Below are 20,118 nucleotides of genomic sequence, written 5' to 3'. Positions count from 1 at the left end.
AATCTCCTCCTATTCAACACATTCATGACGTCATTTCAAACTCAATGTCTGGATCCACAGGAATGGTCCTGACATCTGCATTGACCTGGGGTACAAGTACATGGAATGTTTTCCACCGCTTCACCTTCCTTCATCTCAAGGATTTTTTTGAGATTCTCGATATCCTGTACACTTAGTGTCGCTTGTGTGATCATCGTTCCGATGGTGTTCCCGACATCCCTGTCACAGATATGATCGAGTAGATCATGTAACGTCTCTCTGATGACGTCGCCTTCAACGATGTTGGCAGAGTAGATGAATTTATTCCCCTCGGCCTCGGTTGAGAGCATCCCTTTTTTCACGAGCCTCCCTATGAATGTCTTCGTCGTCGCAGGCTTCCAGCTCATCTTCTTTTCCAATACCTCGATGATTTCTTTACTGGTCACGTGCTTTTGGGCCCAAACGACACGCATGACTTCCCATTCTGAATCCGTTATTTGTTTTTCGACATGTTCAGCCATTTGTCCAACCTCCAAATTTTAAGTTTACAATCGTAAACGTTTTATTTGTTTTTAGTTTACAATCGTAAACGTTTGCTGTCAACCATTATGTTTTCGGGTTCGATATTCAGTCGTCATTGGCTATATTCTTGTCTAGAAAACTCTTCAATGCCTCTACAGAGGGCTCGGGTGCTGTGGCTCAATCGAACTCTCCTATTTCTTAAAATCAAAAAAGTAGGATGTAATAAAACAAAGTAGGTGCTGCCTTTAAGGTTTTGTTGCTGAGTTCCTACAATCAACTTGATAATTCGATTGCTATTTTCGTATGGAGGCACCTTGGTTAATGAAAAAGTGTAAGAAGGGATACATTTCGACGACGAAATGTATCCCTTCTTACACTACAAGTTCCATTCAATGTTTGAACTCCCAAAAAAGCTCTCATCCAATTAATCTGAATATAGAAACTAAATGTATTGTATACAAAAAATAATCTAATGAGACCAAGGTGACATCATTCAGTATGTTACAAGAAGTAAAAAACATATTCAGTCTCCTATGGTTCAACGCTAAGTATCAACCAATTATTCGAGAAATTGATTTCGTTAAGCGATAAACAATTACCGGTCTCATGGGCAATTGAGAGGAAATATCAACTTATTTTCGAAGTGAATTTACTAAGCAACAAAATATAATCCACTAATCGATCATTGAAGTTCTATCTCTCTTTACGCTCACAAAGGAAATAGCGAACACCCCATCAATCTCTGCTTGCTCCTCTGTCACGACTTCTTCGATTTCGTACAGCATCCGGTTCTTGACCAGGTGCTTTCCTCATGTTGAGATAGGTTTCAACTAACCACTCTCCATCAATACAAAGCGATACGACGATAGTCTACTATCCATAAATTTTTGGTGACTATGCACAATGTACGCATTGATTTAGGGTTAGAGTGGATTCAGCGAATAACATCAAAGAAGGGGCCTATAACGTGTGAGCATCTGTTGCTGATTAGAGCGGCTTCCCGAATTCCGGGCGCCCTTCTTCATTCCACGTGAACACTTGTGCGCGTGTATGACGGTTCGGATCGTAGAGGGGATCCCCTTCGATTTCCGTATACGTCCGAGCATGGTAAATTAGGACATCCTCTCCCTTCTCGTTCACGGTAAAGCTATTGTGACCCGGTCCGAATTGATTCACGTCGGCATTCGTCTGGAACACCGGCCGGAACGATTTCGACCACGATGCCGGGTTTAACACATCAGCGTCCTCCGAGGCGCACAACATACCCATGCAGTAATTCTCATCGGTCGCACTCGCCGAATACGTGATGAAGATGTGGCCGTTTCGCTTCAATACAGCCGCCCCCTCATTGACGAGGAAACCACGTGTCTCCCAGTCATACTCAGGCTTCGTCAGCATGACTTGCGGCAATTTGATCGTCCATGGGTTTTCGAGTTCGGCGATGTATAAATTAGAGTTCCCCTCGATGGCCGGATCTTTTTGAGCCCACACCAAATAGTGAGTCCCTTTATGATCAAACACGGTTGCATCGAGTGCGAATGAATCCCACTCGGTCTGAATTTGGCCTTTTTCGGCCCATTCCCCTTCGAGCGGATTTGCCGATTCGTTCTCCAATACGAACATGCGGTGGTCGAACAGACCGTTGACGATGCCCCGCGACTTCGCGGCCGCAAAATAGAGGTACCACTTGCCGTGAATGTAATGCAGTTCAGGAGCCCAAATCAAGTCGCTCATCGGGCCTGTCTCGTGTTTGACCCATGCGATCACCGGCTCCGCCGTCCGAAGCGCTTGAAGCGACTTGGCGCGGCGTAACTCAATCAAGTCATACTCAGGCACCGACGCCGTGAAGTAGTAATAGCCATCCGTATGCAAGTAGACCCATGGGTCGGCCCGCTGTTCTAAAATCAAATGTCGATCCTCTACTTGGTTCATCTTACTACCTCCTCGTCACGTATCGGTCGGCCGAACACAGGACCGGCTTCATCCCAAATGAACGGTTGGACACGCGTATGTCGATTCGGGTCCCAAAGCGGGTCCCCGACAATTTCTTTATAGTTGCGGGCGTGGTAGACGAGTATGTCTGTCCCGTCTTCTAATGTCGTAAAACTGTTGTGGCCCGGTCCATACTGACTCGCCGCTTCATCGGTTCCAAAGACCGGTTCGGGATGCTTCGTCCAACTCGCCGCGTCCAATAAATCGCTCGTCACCGTAGCGCGCAGAAGGCCCATGCAGTAGTGATGGTCCGTCGCACTCGCAGAGAACGTGATGTAGATGTGGCCTTTCCGTTTCAAGACGGCCGGGCCCTCGTTCACGAGGAACCCAATCTTCTCCCAGTCATACTCCGGCGTCGCAATCATCGTCTGTTGCCCTGTGAGCGTCCACGGATTCTCCATCTCCGAGATGTAGAGGTTCGAGTTACCATCGATGGCCGGGTCTTTTTGGGCCCACACATAATAAAGGCGCCCCTCGTGCTCGAACGTCGTCGCATCAAGCGCGAACGATTCGCACCAAGTCCGGACCTGTCCTTTTTCGACCCATTCCCCTTCGAGCGGATTCGCCGAGCTGTTCTCGAGCACATACATCCGATGATCGAAGACGTGATCTTCTCGCGCGGCCGCGAAATAGAGGTACCATTTCCCTTGGATATGATGTAATTCCGGGGCCCAGATGTTCGCACTCATGATGCCCGTCTCACGTTTGGTCCAGACGACTCGTTCTTCCGCCTCGGTCAAAGCCGCGAGCGTCTTCGCCCGACGGAGCGGGATGCCCGTGAAGTCCGGCAACGAGGCCGTGAAGTAATAATAGCCATCTGTATGGCGCATGATCCATGGGTCCGCTCGTTGTTCCACTAGCGGATTCGTGATCGTCTCTCTCATAAAGAACGCTCCCCTATCTCAGATTCTGTTCGGTTCAAACTCATATGTTTTAACAGTGTGTGTCGTTCTCTCAAACGGTACGCCTCTCTCTTGCTACTCGCCAACAGGAGCGAGGAGACCCCGATCTCGTCCGGCCGCAGCGGTGCCTGTAACGCGTGGAAGATGTGTTCGAACTCTTGCCGCGTCGGCATCTGCTCGGCCCACGCCCGTAGCGCGCCCGGCGTGTCGGACCATTCAAGCATCATTGTTTTATAGGAATCGATGAGTTCCATCGTGGCGATGGCGACTTTCGTTCCATGGAGGACCGCCGGACGATGGTTGGCGATGAAGTCCATCTCCCAATAGTGGGACAAGTGATGCTCACCCCCGGAAGCTGGATGCGAATGACCGAAAATCAACATGGCGACTCCGGACAATAGTAACGACTCCATCAGTTGATCCAATCCGTCCGCGTCTCGTTTATAGATGGCAGGCAAGGCGTCCACACACGATTGTAACGCCTGTTCCGTCAGTGATGCGGCGCCCGGACAAAACGGTTCACCGCCGTCAAATGCTCCGAACCGCCAGTCCAACAAAGACGTGTATTTCCCGAGCATATCGCCGACCCCGGCCGCGATCAACGCGTCCGGCGCCTTCCGAATCACCTGACTCGGGACGAACACCGCAATCGGAGAAACAAGCTGGTACGTGATTTTCTTGCCTCTCACAATGAGAGGCGCCCCTTTTGACGTGAAGCCGTCCACTGACGGCGCGGTCGGCACCGAGATGAACGGTACTTTCGTTTTGGCCGCACAGAACCGGGTGACGTCATGAATCGTGCCGGCACCTAGCGCAATGAGCGCGTCGACGGTTTTATCTTGTTGAAGCAATACTTGTACGACCGAGCGCTCCTCCGCCAACACGTCGCCTTGCTCATCCGCTTGAAGCGAGACGAGCGACACATCAACTCCGATATCAATCAAGGCTTCTCGTAGCGGGAGAAACCCGACGCGCTCGGTATTCATGTCGGCGACGACGAGGAGACGGTTCCACTCTTTTTCGTGGACGAACGCAGCCAATTCGACCCAGACGTGTTCGGACGCGACCATCCGTTCAATCGTGATCGCGTGATGGGGGTTCCCGCAATCACAAGCTTGAACGTGTTCGTTAATCTGTTCGAGGTTCATCGGCTGACTCCTGTCTCGACGCGGTACGTCGTTTGCCAACGGTACGTGTCTCCCGCCTTCAAGCGAATCGACGGGAACGTTTCGTGGTGAAACGCATCAGGGAGGTGTTGCGGTTCCAGACAGACGCCGTAGTGACGTCTCGACGTCCCTTCACGCAATGAAGTCGTCTCGTTCATCTGATTGCCAGAATAGAGGATGATGGCCGGGGCCGTCGTCGAGATCGTCAACTCTCGCTGTGACTCTCGCTCATATAGTCTCGCTTCCCGTCGCTCCGCGAAGACGAACGGATGGTCATAGCCGTTGACCAATTCGTTTTGTGGATGGGTTGACTCGAGACCGTCCGCCAAGACACGACCAGACCGGAAATCAAACGCTGTCTGATCGACTTCAAGCAAGCGACCCGTCGGAATCAAATCATCCCGCAGCTCAGCGAACGTGTCGGCGGACAACGTAAGCTCATGGTTCAAGATGTCCCGCTCACCTCCGCTCAAGTTGAAATACGTATGGTTCGTCAAATCACACACCGTATCTTGATCAGAGGTCGCCTCGTATGTGATGGTGACGCCGTGGTCGGCCAGTTCGAACGTGGCGCGGACATCGAGTGTCCCGGGATATCCGTTCTCTCCGTCCGGACTGACGCAATGAAGCGTCACACGGTCGGACGTCCTCTGTTCGACCGTCCAGACGCGACGGTTCAACCCTTTTCCGCCATGAAGGTGATGGACACCTTCATTCGCAGGCACGTGATACGTCACGCCATCCAGGTCGAACGTACTCTGGTCGATCCGTCCGGCGACCCGTCCGATCGTCGCACCCAAATAATACGTGTCCTGCATGTACGCCTCGACTGTGTCGTACGACAAGACGATATTTTTCCAGCCGTCATCCTGAATCGAAAATTCTTGCAACGTCGCTCCGTAAGTCAATATGTTCAATCGATACACATCGTTCTCGAGCGTAATTGTCGACTCGTCAATCGCTGTTTCTAGTTGCCGCTTCATGACATCCACTCCTTTTTACCAAACGTTCACTGGGCAGTGCTTCGTCGCGAGTCGTGCCCGATACGAGACGTAACACCCACATTTCAAGCAAGTATCTTGTTGCTGGAACGGGCAAGCCGCGCAATGGGTGAGGCGTGCCTCATATTCCGTATCCGACACCTGCTCCATGACTTCCGCATCGATGGTCAACAGCCAGTCATGATCTGTCGTTTGCGGTGGACAGGTCCGACATCGCCGCGTCTTCGCCACTGTCATCTCAGCGGACCGCGATGGTGATGACGCTCATCGCTGGCACGTCGAGGACGAGCTTGCCGTCTTCCGTGACGGTCACGTCATGGTCCCGTGGTGAGACGAGGTCAGGTTGTTCGAACGTATTGTGGGCGTTCAAATGGTCTGCCGTTAAAATCCGGGCCGACACGACAGAGATGGCGCCGATTCCCCGTAAATCGATTTCGACCGTATCGCCTTGCTCGTGGTCGAGTTGGAAGAGGCTGATGTGGAGCACACCTTCCGCATTTCGCGAAGCGGTGGCGTTCACGGCCGGGATGGCTTCATCTTTGGCCACATAGTTACGTGTGTGCGCGGCGAGTTCGACGCGTTCGGCGTCTTGGTGGACGCTGTACATCTCGAACACATGGTATGTCGGCGTGAGGATGAATCGGTCTCCTTCTGTCAAAATCATCGCCTGCAACACGTTGACCATTTGAGCGATGTTCGCCATATGAACGCGGTCGTTATGGTTATGGAAGATGTTGAAGTGGACCGCAGCCACGAGTGCATCCCGAATCGAGTTTTGTTGATACAAGAAACCTGGGTTCGTCCCCGGCTCCACATCGAACCACGTGCCCCACTCGTCGACGATCAAGCCGACACGTTTTTCTGGGTCATACTGGTCCATGATCTGGCCGTGTTTCGTGATCAACTCGTCCATATGGAGGGCGCGCTTCAACGTGATGAACCATTCGTCCTCCGTGAAATCGAGAGCCGAGCCTTTGCCCAACCAGAAGTCACCTGGGATCGTGTAGTAATGGAGGCTGAGCCCGTCCATCATCGTCCCTGCTTCCCGCATCAGGACCTCTGTCCATTTATAGTCGTCAATGTTCGCCCCACCGGCGATTTTATAGAGTTTATTGCCGTCGTAGTTGCGGACGTACGTCTGGTAGCGGCGATACAGGTCCGCGTAATATTCAGGGCGCATGTTACCGCCGCAGCCCCAGTTCTCATTCCCGACGCCAAAGTACGTGAGTTCCCACGGCTCGGTCCGGCCGTTCTCTTGTCGCCAGTTCGACATCGGTGACTCGCCACCGAACGTCATGTACTCCACCCATTCCGACATTTCTTGCACCGTTCCGCTTCCGACGTTCCCACAGATGTACGGTTCACACTCGAGCAGCTCACAGAGGCGCATGAATTCATGCGTACCGAAGTGGTTGTTTTCGACGACCCCGCCCCAATGCGTGTTGACCATCCGTTTTCGGTTCTCGTTCGGACCGACCCCGTCCTTCCAGTGGTACTCGTCGGCAAAACAGCCGCCCGGCCAACGGAGGACCGGGATGTTCAATTTCTTCAAGGCGGCGAGCACGTCGTTGCGAATGCCATCCGTGTTTGGAATCGGCGACTCAGGACCGACCCAGAGCCCTTCATAAATACAACGACCTAAATGCTCGGCGAAATGACCATAAATGTGCTTGCTGATCGTCCCTTTGGTTAAGTCGGCATTGACGATGAGCTGTGTCGTCCCTGTCGTCACGTGCGTCGGTTTGATGAGTTGGTTGTTCATTGTATCTCCTCCATGAAGAAGGGCCAACGAAGTGGCCCTTTAGATTATGGTCGATAGTAAAGTTCATTCCAACGTAGTTCGTTGTTAAATTGGACCGTCTCCGTCTTGGCATCGATGACAGCGATTTCAACGTCGAGCATTTCCGCGAAGTCCCGTAGTTGGTCGGTCGTCACTTCATACGAATAGCAGGTGTGGTGCGCCCCACCGGCTTGAATCCAGTTTTCGACCGCTTGCGCCATCGAAGGTTCTGTTTTCCAAAGAACGCGTGCGACCGGCAAGTTCGGCATCGCCTCTTCCGGCTGAATGCCTTCGACCGTGTTGACGAGGAGACGGAAGCGATGGCCGAGATCGATGATACTCGCGTTCAACGCCTTGCCGCTCTGTCCTTCAAAGACGATCCGGGCCGGTGCTTCCCGGTCGCCGATACCGAGCGGATGGACTTCGATTCTTGGTTGATCGGCCGCAATCGTCGGACAAATCTCCAACATGTGAGCGCCGAGCACCATCTCGTTGCCCGGCTCGAAGTGGTACGTGTAATCTTCCATGAACGAGGTCCGCTCGTTGTTCGACATGATTTTCATGAGACGGACCAATGCTGCCGTTTTCCAGTCACCTTCTCCGGCAAAGCCATAGCCTTGCTCCATCAAGCGTTGGACGGCGAGACCCGGTAACTGCTTCATGCCGTGCAAGTCTTCAAACGTCGTCGTGAAGGCGGTATATCCTCCTGCCTCGAGGAAGGCTTTCATACCGAGTTCAATCTGGCCTTGGTAACGGACCGAATCAAGGAACTCCTCTTCCGCCATCCCTTTATTCGTCAGTTCGTAACGAGACGCGTATTCGTCCATCAGCGCATCGAGATCTGTGTCGGTCACGGCGTCCATATATGCGACAAGATCACCGACACCATATCCGTCCACCGTCCAACCGAGGCGAATCTGCGCTTCGACTTTATCGCCTTCCGTCACGGCGACGTTGCGCATGTTGTCACCGAAACGAGCCACTTTTAACACTTTGCTTTCGGCCAACGCATGAGCGACTTTCATCCAGCTCGCCATCTTGCCGCGTGTCGTCTCGTCTTCCCAGTGCCCGACAAGCACTTTGCGTTTGACGTTCATCCGGCTCGTGATAAATCCGTGTTCCCGGTCGCCGTGCGCCGATTGGTTCAAGTTCATGAAGTCCATATCGATCGCATCCCAAGGGATGTCGCGATTGAACTGTGTACCGAAATGGAGCAACGGTTTTTGTAGGACGCGCATGCCACTGATCCACATCTTCGATGGCGAAAACGTGTGCATCCAGGTGATCACGCCCGCACATGAGTCGTCCGCATTCGCCTGAAGCATCATCTGACGGATCTCTTCTGCATTTTTGACGACTCCCTTGAAGACGATCCGGTCGCTGAAGACGTCGGCCGCATCAAGTCCAGCCACCATCTCTTTTGAATGATCCTCCACTTGACGAAGCACGTCTTCGCCGTAAAGCATTTGGCTTCCTGTCACGAACCAAAATTCATATGTTTTTGCTGTCAACATCCAAAGTCCCCCTAATGTGAGGGCGAAGTTCCGGTCATTTTTGGCCGTAGTATGCGTTCGCCCCATGTTTTCGCAAATAGTGTTTATCTAAGATGCTCTGTTTAATCGGTGTCAGGCCAGGGTTCAAGTTCAAGGCGTGAAGTCCCATCTTCGCGACTTCCTCGAGGACGACCGCATTGTGGACCGCCTCATTCGCGTCTTTGCCCCAGCAGAACGGTGCGTGATTGGCCACGAGCACGCCCGGTACGGCGACTGCTTCGAGCATTAACTCGTCAAGCGTCTCTAAAATGACGTGGCCGGTCTCGAGCTCATACGCCGTTGCGATCTCTTCGTCTGTCAATTCTCGAGTGCACGGAATCTCGCCATAAAAGTAATCGGCGTGTGTCGTTCCGAACGCCGGGATCGCCCGCTTCGCCTGTGCCCAGCTCGTCGCCCATGGCGAATGGGTATGCACGACCCCGCCAATCTCAGGGAGAGACCGATAGAGCGCGAGATGGGTCGGTGTGTCTGATGAGGGGCGAAGCTCGCCTTCGACGACGTTACCTTCCAAATCGACGACGACCATGTCTTCCACGGTCAATCGTTCGTAAGGGACACCGCTCGGCTTGATGACGACCAATCCGGCGTTCCGGTCGATGCCACTGACGTTGCCCCATGTGAAGGTGACCAAGCCGTGTTGCGGGAGGGCCAAGTTCGCTTCGAGCACGGCTTCCTTCAAATGACGGCTTACCATACCGGTTCCTCCTTCACGCGTGATGCTTCGGCTTTGATTTTTTTCAAGCGTTTCATCACATCGTTTTCACCGCGACCGAAGTAGTCGTATAGTTTCGTGTATTCGGCGAACAGAGCATCATACGTCGCGACGTTTTCCGGAATCGGCTTGTACGTCTCTTCTTTGACACGGCCCATCTTCGCTGCCGCTTCCGTGATCGTGGCGTAACCGCCTCGCTCCGCACCGGCCGCCACCGCCCCGAACATGGCCGACCCGAGGGCAGGCGTTTGCGAGGAGGCGGAGATTTTGATTTCCATGTTCAACACGTCCGCATAGATTTGCATCATGAGGGCGTTCTTCTCGGCGATTCCGCCGGCTGCATATACTTCATGCACAGGAACACCGCTGTTCCGGAACGCTTCCACAATCGTCCGTGTCCCATACGCCGTCGCTTCAATCAACGCCCGGTAAATGTCTTCTGGTTTCGTGAGCAATGTCGCTCCGAGTAGGGCACCCGTCAAATTCGTATCGACGAGCGTCGATCGGTTCCCGTTCCACCAGTCGAGGGCGATGAGACCGCTCTCCCCGACACGTTGACGGGCTGCTTTCTCCGTCAACAACTGATGGATGCCGATACCTTTCAAGGCGGCCTCTTCGACGTAATGTCCTGGGACACACGTCTCGGTGAACCATTCAAAATGGTCCCCGACACACGATTGGCCAGCTTCATAGCCCATCAATCCTGGGATGACACCGTCTTCGACGACACCGCACATGCCTGGGACGACTTGTTCGTCTTTACCGAGTAGGATATGGCACGTCGATGTGCCCATGACCATCAGCATCTTGCCCGGTTCGGCGATTCCGACAGCCGGTACCGCCACGTGGGCGTCGACGTTCGCGACCGCGACGGCCGTGCCTGGAAGGAGTCCGATTCGCGCGGCGAACGCCTCTGTCAGTTCACCCGCCTTGGACCCGATTGGTGCGATGTCGCGCGTTAGTTTCTCTTCGACAACGTTCTCTAGCCGCGGATCGAGCGCTTTAAAGAACTCGTTTGACGGGTAGCCGTCTTGTTTATGCCAAATGGCTTTATATCCAGCTGTGCAACTGTTCCGAACGACGCGACCTGTCATCTGGGAGACGACCCAATCCGTCGCTTCTAGAATCTGGTCCGCCGCTTCATAGATCGCTGGTGCTTCGTTCAGGATTTGCCACACTTTCGGGATCATCCACTCCGATGAGATTTTCCCGCCATAGCGTTTCAAGAAGTCTTCGCCCCGCTCCGCTGCGATGCGGTTCAACTCGTCCGCCTCGTCTTGCGCGGCGTGGTGCTTCCAAAGCTTCACGTAGCTGTGCGGGTTTTGTTGATGCTCCTCATGGAAACAAAGCGGGTTCAAGTGTTCGTCAATCGGTAAGATCGTGCAGGCTGTGAAATCGATGCCGAGTCCAACAACTTGGTCCGGCATGATCCCCGCCTCTTTCACGACGGCCGGGATCGTAAGTTCTAATACTTCTAAATAGTCTTGCGGATGTTGGAGTGCCCAATCATGCTCGAGACGGGTCACTCCGTCCGGTAAATATTCATCCATGACGCCATGTGTGTACGGTTTGACCGCGGTCGCCACTTCTCGACCTGTCGCTACGTCGACGAGGACCGCACGTCCTGATTGCGTCCCGTAGTCGACGCCGATTGTATAGTTGGCCATATTCATCACCCTACCTCCAAAAGAATGCGCTTACATATAGGATGAAAAAAAATAAAGTGTGTGGGCACTCTTGTATTTTCATCCGTACAACTATTCAAATAACATGTCTGATTCGTACAGAAAACAAAAATATACAATCAAGTTGTACGTATAACTTATACCTTGATTGTATCAACTATTTTAAATTAATCAACTGTTTTCAACATTTTATCTGAACATTTTTGCGTCAGTTCTGAAAAAACTGTGACATTCATCTTTAAAGAGACTGCGATAAGTTGTACGGATATTTACAGTCGTTTGCCGATAAAAACGTGCCCTCGGTCAGACAATCCCGCGAACACGAGCGTCTCTCGCCAATTCTCCCAGTCCCAGCCCGGTAACATATGCCAAGTGATCCTTTCAGGACTGTAGAGTTTGATGGTCGTATCCGTCAGCTTCTCATAACGGCCTCGTTCGCCATACTCTGTCACGAAAGTCCTGTCCGCTAGAAGTTGAATCTTACTTGAAGGCAGGACGTCATGTTTCGTCCGGTCCATGTAGATCCACTCCCACTCCCCGACGAGTTCCTCCATCTCGATGGGCCGTTCTTCTTCCCCGGCATATCGTTGCGGAGATACGAGCGGCCAGCCCGATTCCGTCCAGATAATTTTGCGGATATGCAGTTCGTGCCAGTGCGGGTCCTGCTCACCTCTGACGTGATGGACGAGATAATCCTTGTCCCCGTCATGCAAGACGGAGTTATGACCGGGACCGACCCAACCTTCCCCAGCCCCGAACCGATAGCCCCCTAAAATCTTCATGCCGACTTGTTGGGAGTCGATTTCGAGGTCGGTCATGACGTTCCCATCAAAATCGACGTACGGTCCGGTGATCGAAGTCGAGCGGGCCACACGGATGTGATAGTCCTTGAATAGGGAGTCGTACGAGACGAACAAGTAATAATGGCGATCCGCCTCCCGATAGACGATATACGGTCCCTCGATTGCCCCTTCAACGCTTTGGTGACGTTTCGCAATCAACGTCTCCTCACTCCCCGGACGTTTCTTCCCGGTCTCCGGATCGATCGGGAACACGTACAGCCCACCGAAGAAGCTACCGTAGACGAGCCAAGGTTCTCCATGCGCATCGAACGTAATATTCGGATCGATCGCGTTCGGTCCTGACGTCCCAGCCTCGCTCTTCACGACGAGCCCGTGATCCTGCCACGGTCCGTCTATCGTTTCCGCACTGGCGACACCGATATAGGACTGCGTCTGCCCGAACTGTGAAGCCGCATAGTACATGACGTAACGACCACCCATGAACACAACTTCCGGTGCCCAAAGCCCCGGCGCCCCCGTCCATTCCACAGCCTCGTGCGGAAGTTCTTCAAACGCCAAGCCGACGTATTCCCAATGGATCAAATCCTTTGAGCGGCGCACTTGAATCCCCCCGTTGATTTGATGCCCGTGGGCTGCATCCGTCGAGAACACGTAATACCAGTCCCCGACTTTGATCGAGGCGGGATCGTGGGCGTTGTGCGTGCCCCACATCGTTTCGTTCGTCAATCGCTCTAGCAGATAACGTTCTTCTCGTTTCGGACCGTTCATTTTTTGCATGTTTCCGTTTCTCCTTTTATCGTTTTTTGCCCCATACGGCGGTGCCGTCCTCGCTCAGACCTGTGAAGATGATCGTCGGTTGCCAATTCTCCCAATCCCAAGCCGCACCGACTTGCGTCTCATACGTCTCTTGTCCGACTTCGACCTCGAGGACCGAACCGTTCAATCGCCAAGACCCGTCCCCGTTTTCGAGCTTCCCGCCTCGTTCCAACGTCAACGTGCTCGAGGCTTGCTGTCCATCGTCGAATCGCGGGAACGTGATGACGTCCCAGTCCCCGACCAGATGGGCGTCGTCGACCTCGACGTCTCCTTCACCTGCATAGCGCTCGGGCGAGACGACCGGCCAACCGTCTTTCGTCCAATACACTTTTCGGACGTGCAACTGTGACCAATAGATGTCTTCACTCGGTCGCGCCTGATGCAACACGAATGTGTCAGTCCCGTCTTGTAAAAATGCCGAATGCCCGGTCCCGACGTATCCGTCATCTCCTTCGAAACGATACGAACCCACGATTTTCACGCCCGTATCAAATGACTCATCCGATTCGTCCCGTAAGTCGCGACCACGCGAGTCGACGTACGGTCCCGCGATTGACTTCGAGCGACCGATCCGGACGTTGTACGTATCTTCTAACCAACCATACGACACCATCAAGTAGTAATAACCTGTCTCATCGTTATACAAGATTTCCGGTCCTTCGATGCCCATCGACATGTCTTTCCGTTTGGCGAGCAACGTTCCCTCTGATGATTCGTCCACTCGCTTCCCAGTGCCTGGATCAATCTCCGTCAAAAAGATCCCACCAAAGTACGACCCATACGCCATCCACCATTTGCCTGACGCATCTTGCGTCACATGAGGGTCAATCGCATTGGCGACACCCCCGTCCCCGTCTTTCGACGTCACGACTGCGCCCTCGTCTTCCCAAGGCCCTTCGATCGTTGACGCGGTCGCTAGCCCGATGTACGACGTGCGGATCCCGACCCCTGATACGGAATAGTACAAGTGGAACCGATCTCCGATTTTTGTGATCGCCGGGGCCCAGAACGTATTCCCACCGGCCCAAGCGAACGCCTCTTCAGACACTTGATCGAACACACGGCCGACGAACTCCCAGTGAATGAGATCGGTCGATTTACGAATTTGAATACCGGGCGTCGGAGGACCACCCACCATGTAATCCGTCGAGAAAACGTAGTACGTGTCACCATCTTTAAAGATTGCCCCGTCATGCGTAAAGTTCGTCGTCCACTCGCTCTCTTTGTTGAGCACGTCTGGCGTCACATCTTCCACCTTTTGATCAAACGGCGCTTTCGGGAGTACCGACTCATCGATTGACGCACTCGTCGTCTGCCAGAAGAAAACACCTCCGACCGCGACAATGAGCAACGCCATCCAGACCATTATTTTTTTCATGTCAATCTCCTTCCTCCATCAAAAAGGCACCCGCCTAAAAAAGACGGGTGCCTCTGTCTTGTCACACCTCAGCCCTTCACACCAGAAATCGCAATCGACTCGATGATCTGTTTTTGGAAGATCATGAAGACGATTAACATCGGGAGTAACGCCACGACGGACGCGGCCATGATTAACGGATAATCACTTTGAATTGCATAAGATGCGTTAAAGTTCGCGATGACAAGTTGAAGCGTCTGTTTCTCCGGCGAGTTCAAATACAGAATCGGCCCGAGGTAGTCGTTCCAGATTGCCATGAACCAAAGAATCAATTGCGCGGCCACGGCCGGCTTGATCAATGGGAAGATAATCTTATAGAAGATTTGGAAGTACGAGCAGCCATCAATCTTGGCCGCCTCGATAATCGAGTTCGGGATGCTGTTCAAAAATTGGCGCAAGAAGAAAATCATGAAAATATTCCCGAACAGTCCAGGCACGATCAACGGTAACAGCGTATCCACCCAGCCGATGCTCGAGAACATCATGAACTGGGGAATCATGAGCACCGGGTAAGGGATCATGACAGAAGCGAACAAGAGCAGGAAGATTTTATTCTTGCCTCTGAAGTTCAACTTCGCGAAGGCGAACGCCGCCAAGCTCGACGTGAACGTTCCGACGATTGTGACGGATAACGCGACGATCAAACTGTTCGATATCCCGGACAACAGCGGGCCCATGCTCCAAATTTCCGTGTACTTGCTAAACGAAATATCGGTCGGGATCCATACCGGAGGGAGCGCGAACACATCCTCTTTTGATTTTAGCGACGTCGATACCATCCAGAGCAGCGGCGCGATCATGACGACCGCTCCGATGGACAGGAAGATAAAGATGAAGAAATCCGTGATCCGATCCTTCTTCTTCACCGACATCGTTTCCACGTTCTCTTTTTTCCGTGAGAGAGCTAATTGCATGGTCATTCTCCTTTCCTATACGCGAATCGCTCAATCAAGATCGAACGATGATTTTTCATTCATCCGGAATTGGAGCAACGTGACGATGAAAATGAAGAGCCCGAGGACGAGCGCCATCGCCGAAGCGTAACCGAGTTGGAAGTTCCCGAACGATTTTTGCCAAATGTAGAAGACCGCAGAGGCAGACGAGTACTCAGGACCCCCGGTTGGTGTCATGACGTTGATTTCCGTGAAGATTTGCGCTCCTCCGATGATGTTCGTCACGATGATGAAGAACGTGACCGGTTTGACCATCGGGAGCGTGATATGCCAAAAGCTTTGCCACGCGTTGGCTCCATCGAGTTTCGCTGCCTCATAAAATGATTTCGGGACACTTTGGAGCGCCGCCAAGTAAAGGAGCATCGTGTAGCCGAGCCCTTTCCAAATCGCCATGAGGATGAGCGCGGGTTTGACGGTATCGGTGTTTTGGAGCCAGTTTGGCCCGTCGATCCCGATCAAAGCCAGGAATTGGTTGACCAATCCGTAGTCCCCGTTATACGCCCATTGCCACAAAATCGAGACGGCAGCAATCGACGAGATGACGGGAATGTAGTAAATCACGCGGAACGTGTCCGTCCCAAAAATCTTTCGATTCAACGCGAGGGCAAGCAGCAGCGCGAGAACGATTCCGATTGGGATCCCAATCATCATAAAGAGCGTGTTGTACATTGATTTATAAAAATATTCATCTTGGAACAAGTTAACGAAGTTCTCAAACCCGATAAATTTCATTTGACCGAGGCCGTTCCAATTCGTGAAAGCGCCGTAAACAGAATACATCAACGGTACGAACGCGAAGAGGAAGAACCCAATGACCGGTGCTGCAACGAACAGGTAGGCGTACCGCTGTTCAGTTCGATATAACTTGGAAATCGATTTTGTCTTCATTATCCTTCCATCCTTTCAACGTCAGAGACGCAGGTGGCGAACATCGCCACCCCGTTTCGACTCTCTGATCAATTCGCCTGTTTCTCTTGTTCGATCGCCGCATCGAGCAATTTCTGCATCTTCGGCTGCGCCGTCTTCACATAGTCTTCGACCGACGTTTTACCGTCTAGGACAGGCTGGATGTTTTTGAAGAACTCGTCGTACCATTCTGCCGTGTATGTTTTCTCAGCCGGGAACCCGCGGCCATAATCGTTGATTAAATCAAGGAACTCTTGTTTGTTATCTGGTTTGATTGACGTATCAGCTGCCCAGTTGTCTGCGATTTCCATACTGTTCGGCAATTGGACTTGCGCGTCTACGAGCGCTTGTTGCCCTTCTTGGTCCGCAGACAAGTACATCGCCAACTCTGCCGCTTCTTCTTTATGTTTCGTCGTCGCCCCGACGCCGATCCCGAGTGACCCCACCCATCCTGACGCTTTACCGGTTGAACCGGCTGGCCATGGAAGTAAGTCGTACTCGAATTTCAACTGTTCTTTAAATGCTGCCATATCCCACGGTCCGACTGGGAAGAAGGCGAGCTGACCTTTCAGCCAACGTTGGTACGTGTCGAGCGTCTGTGTTTCGCCGATTGACGGTGTGATCCCGTGTTTCAACTGTTGATCGACGAAGAATTGCAACGCTTCGATGAACTTCGGATCATCGATTGTCACTTTCGTACCATCTTCATTGATCCAGTCCGCTCCATTACTCCAGACGAACGGTTGAAGGGCCCAGTTTACGTTGAAGCCAGTGCCGTACTGATCCATCTTCCCGTCACCGTTCGTGTCTTTCGTCAACTGTTTGGCTACGTCCACGAACTCATCCCATGTATATGGTTTGTCTTTATCCGGTAGCGGGATGCCCGCATCTTCGAACATCGTCTTGTTGTAGCCGAGTGCGAACGGACCTAAGTCTTTCGGTAGTCCGTAAATCGCGCCTTCTCCGAGCGTCTTCCCATCGAAACGATATTTGTCGACACCCTTCTCCCAAATGTCGTCCAACTTGACGTCTTCTGAAGTTTCAACCGCTTCAGTGATATCGAGTAGCACGCCCGAATTTACGTATGCTTTCACTTGGGCAGGATTATAGAAGAAGACGTCTGGGATTTTGCGACCTGCGATGGCCGATTTGAGTTTTGTATCGTACTGATCCGGGGCTGTCTGGACCATCGTTACTTTCACGTCTTTGTTGGCTTCTTCAAAACGTTTCACCGTCGCTTGGTAGGCTTTTAACTCTTCTGGATTTCCACGGAACATAAATGTCAATTCAACTTTCCCGTCAGCGCCTGCCTCGTCTCCCGAACAGCCGGCGAGCGCCAAAGAAGTTGTCATCAGGGCTGACATCGTTAACGCAAACATTTTTTTCGATTTACGATTCATTGTGAATTCCTCCATCAGTATATATTCATGTGCAAAAGATGACGAAGATGTACGTACATGTTGAATTAAATAAAAAAGCAAGCTGTATAATGAAGCCCACACGACACTATACATTCACTAGCCAAGAAACCAATTTAATTAGCAATGAAAGCGTTTTCTGTACAATTTGAGTCTATTACACACGTTCGGACATGTCAATTTGATTTTTATGTATTTTTATATTTCATCCGTACATATTCATAGAAAATTCAGGTGCTATTTTTGCTTATTCATAGTAAACAGGACATTTGTTTGTTAATATATATGTAAGATCATATCTTGTACGTATGAGTTGTTCGACGTACACGAGAGAAAGCAGGGACGCCAGATGGCACAACGCACAAAGTACAATATGGTTAAAGATCATATTCTTGAATGGATAAAAGATGGAACGGTAAGACCAGGTGAAAAAATTCCTTCTGAAAATGAATTGGTCCAATCATTTGGAGTGAGCCGTCATACGATTCGACAAGCTGTAGGAGAACTAGTGAACGAAGGTTATCTTTACCGTGAACAAGGCTCGGGCACGTATTGCTCCCCGGTCCTTCCGACCTCGGCTCCCCAGGCGATTGAACGTTTAGGCAACGGTAAAAACATCGGTGTCATCACGACCTACATGTCTGATTATATCTTCCCGTCTATCATCCGGGGGATTGAATCTCACTTGGCTTCAAAAGGATATACATTGACCTTATCTTGTACGGATAACAACGTCGAGAAAGAACGGCAATGCCTCGAGATGATGTTAGATCGTCAAATTGATGGGTTAATCGTCGAGCCGACGAAGAGCAGTAGCTATAATCCAAACATCAAATATTATTTAGAACTCGAACAACAGCATACGCCTTATTTGATGATTAACCAATACTATTCGCAGTTGACGCCCCCTTATTTGATCATGGATGACGAGAAGGGTGGGTTCTTGGCTGCCGAACATCTCATCAAACTTGGCCATGAGCGCATCATGGGACTTTTCAAAACAGATGACCTTCAAGGGGTCCATCGGATGCGCGGCTTTATACGCGCGTTCCGGGAATACAATCTCCCCCTAGAGCCAGAATTAATTATAACGTATACGACAGAAGAACTTGTGCCCTCTTTTTATGACGTGATTCATCAAGTGTTTGAGAACGCGGACGAACGGCCGAGTGCAATTGTCTGTTATAACGACCAACTCGCCCTTAACGTGTTGGACCAGTTGAGAAATCTACGCCTCTCTGTCCCGCAAGACGTCTCACTCGTCGGATATGACGACTCGGTGCTTGCCGTCGCGACAGAGGTTAAACTGACTTCGATCATCCACCCGAAGCAAGAATTGGGGCGTGCCGCAGCCGAGTGGATTATCGCGGCCGTCGAGAAAAAAGAGATGCCACCGTCACATACGTATGAACCCGAATTGATCGTCCGCAACTCGACTGCACCCTATAACCGTCTCGAATCTAAATTAGGCTGATTCTCTGCTAACTTCTTGGAGGTCCTCATGAATTTAAAACATGAACACAACAAGCTATTCCAAGCGCTCGAATTTGTCACCAGCCTGGTGCAACTGAACGTGGTCTTCTTACTGAGCATTCTGCCTGTCATCACGTTGTTCCCGGCCTTGTACGCTTTACATGCCGTCACAAGGCAATGGTCGATCAACCAAGATTACAGCGTGTTCCGCGCCTACTTCCGCTTCTTTAATGAAGGAGTGCGCCGTCATTATAAGCTCGGTATAGCCTGGACATTGTTTGTATTCGTCTTATTGATCGACTTTTTAATCATTCGGCAAATCCATACAGGGCAGACGATTCTCTTCGCAGGTCTGTTCGTGATTGGATTTGTCTTCATCTCCCTGTCGTTATTCCTATTTCCGATTTTGACGCACTACGATATGAAGACGATGGATGCCTTGAAGTTGGCGTTATTCAGCATCATACGATACGGCTATATTGTCGCGCTCGCGCTCTTGTTGTTCACAGCACTCGGTATGCTCGCGTACCGGTCACCACTCTACTTGTTGTTCGGATTTTCGTTCATCGTTTTTCTAAAAACGAAACTATATCTCCACCAATTAAATCGTACTATAACGAATAATCATATCGATATCGACTCCACGTAATATTGATTTTTTCCATCTACTTTAACAAAGTAGATGGTTTTTTATTTGAGTCTAAGAAGAATAGTTTACTCATCTGTCAATTTCAATAAATATGACCAAATCACTTCTTTAGGTTGTTTAAGTTCTATTCAAAATGAATAATACAGTTCTTAGTTAGTGAGGAGGCAAAGCAATTGGGCTTTTCCGTTAATGACTTTATTGAGGATACTCCAGTTTTTGGCGACTTACATTATATTTTGCATTATGACAATGAATCAGAACGAAGAGACACTTTAGTCTTTTCGAAAACATAGTTCAGTCCTTCATTACTGAAAGAAGCTGATTTCATTAGACTACAACAAGCAACCCTTCGTATTCATAAGTAGGCTTTAGAAAAATGTGCTCCCTAATA

17 protein-coding genes are annotated in these 20,118 nt (G+C 51.1%); 2 read left to right on the top strand and 15 right to left on the bottom strand.

All coding sequences use genetic code 11. The features are described 5' to 3' along the window. Positions 1-41: 41 nt before the first annotated feature. The 15 genes from KNO61_RS03210 to KNO61_RS03140 all read right to left on the bottom strand — a co-directional run bounded on the left by KNO61_RS03210 (position 42) and on the right by KNO61_RS03140 (position 17,587). Positions 42-500: a CopY/TcrY family copper transport repressor gene (locus KNO61_RS03210; protein ID WP_214730660.1), complete on the bottom strand. Its 459-nt coding sequence runs from the start codon at positions 498-500 to the stop codon at positions 42-44. Between the two features lie 988 nt (positions 501-1,488). After that, entirely contained in the window at positions 1,489-2,433 is a 945-nt protein-coding gene (locus KNO61_RS03205; RefSeq protein ID WP_214684162.1) for a glycoside hydrolase family 43 protein, read from the bottom strand. Next, positions 2,430-3,377 (bottom strand): glycoside hydrolase family 43 protein, encoded by a 948-nt coding sequence (locus KNO61_RS03200; RefSeq protein WP_214684161.1) that lies wholly within the window; start codon positions 3,375-3,377, stop codon positions 2,430-2,432. The genes KNO61_RS03205 and KNO61_RS03200 overlap by 4 nt, the downstream gene beginning before the upstream one ends. Then, positions 3,374-4,543: a sn-glycerol-1-phosphate dehydrogenase gene (locus tag KNO61_RS03195; protein WP_214684159.1), complete on the bottom strand. Its 1,170-nt coding sequence runs from the start codon at positions 4,541-4,543 to the stop codon at positions 3,374-3,376. Before KNO61_RS03195 ends, KNO61_RS03200 begins: the two co-directional genes overlap by 4 nt. Further along, positions 4,540-5,544 carry an aldose epimerase family protein gene (locus tag KNO61_RS03190; RefSeq protein WP_214684157.1) on the bottom strand — a complete coding sequence of 335 codons (1,005 nt, stop codon included), beginning with the start codon at positions 5,542-5,544 and terminating at the stop codon, positions 4,540-4,542. The genes KNO61_RS03195 and KNO61_RS03190 overlap by 4 nt, the downstream gene beginning before the upstream one ends. A gap of 15 nt (positions 5,545-5,559) precedes the next feature. Continuing rightward, positions 5,560-5,799: a DUF6171 family protein gene (locus tag KNO61_RS03185; protein WP_143404767.1), complete on the bottom strand. Its 240-nt coding sequence runs from the start codon at positions 5,797-5,799 to the stop codon at positions 5,560-5,562. Position 5,800: 1 nt separating this feature from the next. Next, entirely contained in the window at positions 5,801-7,324 is a 1,524-nt protein-coding gene (locus tag KNO61_RS03180) for an alpha-N-arabinofuranosidase (RefSeq protein ID WP_214872599.1), read from the bottom strand. Between the two features lie 44 nt (positions 7,325-7,368). Then, on the bottom strand, positions 7,369-8,856 hold the full coding sequence (araA, locus tag KNO61_RS03175; protein WP_214684155.1) for an L-arabinose isomerase: 1,488 nt from the start codon (positions 8,854-8,856) through the stop codon (positions 7,369-7,371). Positions 8,857-8,890: 34 nt separating this feature from the next. Next, on the bottom strand, positions 8,891-9,589 hold the full coding sequence (gene araD, locus KNO61_RS03170; protein ID WP_031423581.1) for an L-ribulose-5-phosphate 4-epimerase: 699 nt from the start codon (positions 9,587-9,589) through the stop codon (positions 8,891-8,893). Further along, complete coding sequence (gene araB / locus KNO61_RS03165) at positions 9,583-11,280, bottom strand: ribulokinase (RefSeq protein WP_214684154.1); 1,698 nt, start codon at positions 11,278-11,280, stop codon at positions 9,583-9,585. The genes araD and araB overlap by 7 nt, the downstream gene beginning before the upstream one ends. Positions 11,281-11,561: 281 nt before the next feature. Next, on the bottom strand, positions 11,562-12,872 hold the full coding sequence (locus KNO61_RS03160) for an arabinan endo-1,5-alpha-L-arabinosidase (RefSeq protein ID WP_214872598.1): 1,311 nt from the start codon (positions 12,870-12,872) through the stop codon (positions 11,562-11,564). Positions 12,873-12,888: 16 nt separating this feature from the next. Beyond that, entirely contained in the window at positions 12,889-14,289 is a 1,401-nt protein-coding gene (locus KNO61_RS03155) for an arabinan endo-1,5-alpha-L-arabinosidase (RefSeq protein WP_214872597.1), read from the bottom strand. Positions 14,290-14,357: 68 nt separating this feature from the next. Continuing rightward, positions 14,358-15,200 (bottom strand): carbohydrate ABC transporter permease, encoded by an 843-nt coding sequence (locus tag KNO61_RS03150; RefSeq protein WP_031200025.1) that lies wholly within the window; start codon positions 15,198-15,200, stop codon positions 14,358-14,360. A 72-nt stretch (positions 15,201-15,272) separates the two neighbouring features. Further along, positions 15,273-16,169, bottom strand: coding sequence for a carbohydrate ABC transporter permease (locus KNO61_RS03145; RefSeq protein WP_021066211.1), 897 nt, complete (start codon positions 16,167-16,169; stop codon positions 15,273-15,275). 68 nt (positions 16,170-16,237) lie between these two features. Then, positions 16,238-17,587 (bottom strand): ABC transporter substrate-binding protein, encoded by a 1,350-nt coding sequence (locus KNO61_RS03140; RefSeq protein ID WP_031423570.1) that lies wholly within the window; start codon positions 17,585-17,587, stop codon positions 16,238-16,240. A gap of 367 nt (positions 17,588-17,954) precedes the next feature. Here KNO61_RS03140 and KNO61_RS03135 point away from each other — a divergent pair, with 367 nt between their 5' ends. Together KNO61_RS03135 and KNO61_RS03130 are read left to right on the top strand one after the other, a co-directional pair. Beyond that, positions 17,955-19,079 (top strand): GntR family transcriptional regulator, encoded by a 1,125-nt coding sequence (locus KNO61_RS03135; protein ID WP_031423568.1) that lies wholly within the window; start codon positions 17,955-17,957, stop codon positions 19,077-19,079. Between the two features lie 27 nt (positions 19,080-19,106). Continuing rightward, complete coding sequence (locus tag KNO61_RS03130; protein ID WP_214872595.1) at positions 19,107-19,727, top strand: YesL family protein; 621 nt, start codon at positions 19,107-19,109, stop codon at positions 19,725-19,727. The last annotated feature ends 391 nt before the right edge of the window (positions 19,728-20,118 follow it).

It is taken from the genome of Exiguobacterium sp. s140 (assembly GCF_018617035.1).
GTDB lineage: Bacteria > Bacillota > Bacilli > Exiguobacteriales > Exiguobacteriaceae > Exiguobacterium > Exiguobacterium profundum.
The sequence above is the reverse complement of the archived record's forward strand: the minus strand, read 5'-3'. Positions and strand labels throughout refer to the sequence as shown.

What these genes read in the sequence shown, in the direction of transcription:
- KNO61_RS03155 (WP_214872597.1), bottom strand. Translation starts at nt 14,289, where the DNA reads ATGAAAAAAATAATGGTCTGGATGGCGTTGCTCATTGTCGCGGTCGGA.
- KNO61_RS03195 (WP_214684159.1), bottom strand. Translation starts at nt 4,543, where the DNA reads ATGAACCTCGAACAGATTAACGAACACGTTCAAGCTTGTGATTGCGGG.
- KNO61_RS03210 (WP_214730660.1), bottom strand. Translation starts at nt 500, where the DNA reads ATGGCTGAACATGTCGAAAAACAAATAACGGATTCAGAATGGGAAGTC.
- KNO61_RS03190 (WP_214684157.1), bottom strand. Translation starts at nt 5,544, where the DNA reads ATGAAGCGGCAACTAGAAACAGCGATTGACGAGTCGACAATTACGCTC.
- araA (WP_214684155.1), bottom strand. Translation starts at nt 8,856, where the DNA reads ATGTTGACAGCAAAAACATATGAATTTTGGTTCGTGACAGGAAGCCAA.
- KNO61_RS03200 (WP_214684161.1), bottom strand. Translation starts at nt 3,377, where the DNA reads ATGAGAGAGACGATCACGAATCCGCTAGTGGAACAACGAGCGGACCCA.
- KNO61_RS03160 (WP_214872598.1), bottom strand. Translation starts at nt 12,872, where the DNA reads ATGCAAAAAATGAACGGTCCGAAACGAGAAGAACGTTATCTGCTAGAG.
- KNO61_RS03145 (WP_021066211.1), bottom strand. Translation starts at nt 16,169, where the DNA reads ATGAAGACAAAATCGATTTCCAAGTTATATCGAACTGAACAGCGGTAC.
- KNO61_RS03205 (WP_214684162.1), bottom strand. Translation starts at nt 2,433, where the DNA reads ATGAACCAAGTAGAGGATCGACATTTGATTTTAGAACAGCGGGCCGAC.
- KNO61_RS03140 (WP_031423570.1), bottom strand. Translation starts at nt 17,587, where the DNA reads ATGAATCGTAAATCGAAAAAAATGTTTGCGTTAACGATGTCAGCCCTG.
- araB (WP_214684154.1), bottom strand. Translation starts at nt 11,280, where the DNA reads ATGAATATGGCCAACTATACAATCGGCGTCGACTACGGGACGCAATCA.
- KNO61_RS03135 (WP_031423568.1), top strand. Translation starts at nt 17,955, where the DNA reads ATGGCACAACGCACAAAGTACAATATGGTTAAAGATCATATTCTTGAA.
- KNO61_RS03180 (WP_214872599.1), bottom strand. Translation starts at nt 7,324, where the DNA reads ATGAACAACCAACTCATCAAACCGACGCACGTGACGACAGGGACGACA.
- KNO61_RS03150 (WP_031200025.1), bottom strand. Translation starts at nt 15,200, where the DNA reads ATGTCGGTGAAGAAGAAGGATCGGATCACGGATTTCTTCATCTTTATC.
- araD (WP_031423581.1), bottom strand. Translation starts at nt 9,589, where the DNA reads ATGGTAAGCCGTCATTTGAAGGAAGCCGTGCTCGAAGCGAACTTGGCC.
- KNO61_RS03130 (WP_214872595.1), top strand. Translation starts at nt 19,107, where the DNA reads ATGAATTTAAAACATGAACACAACAAGCTATTCCAAGCGCTCGAATTT.
- KNO61_RS03185 (WP_143404767.1), bottom strand. Translation starts at nt 5,799, where the DNA reads ATGACAGTGGCGAAGACGCGGCGATGTCGGACCTGTCCACCGCAAACG.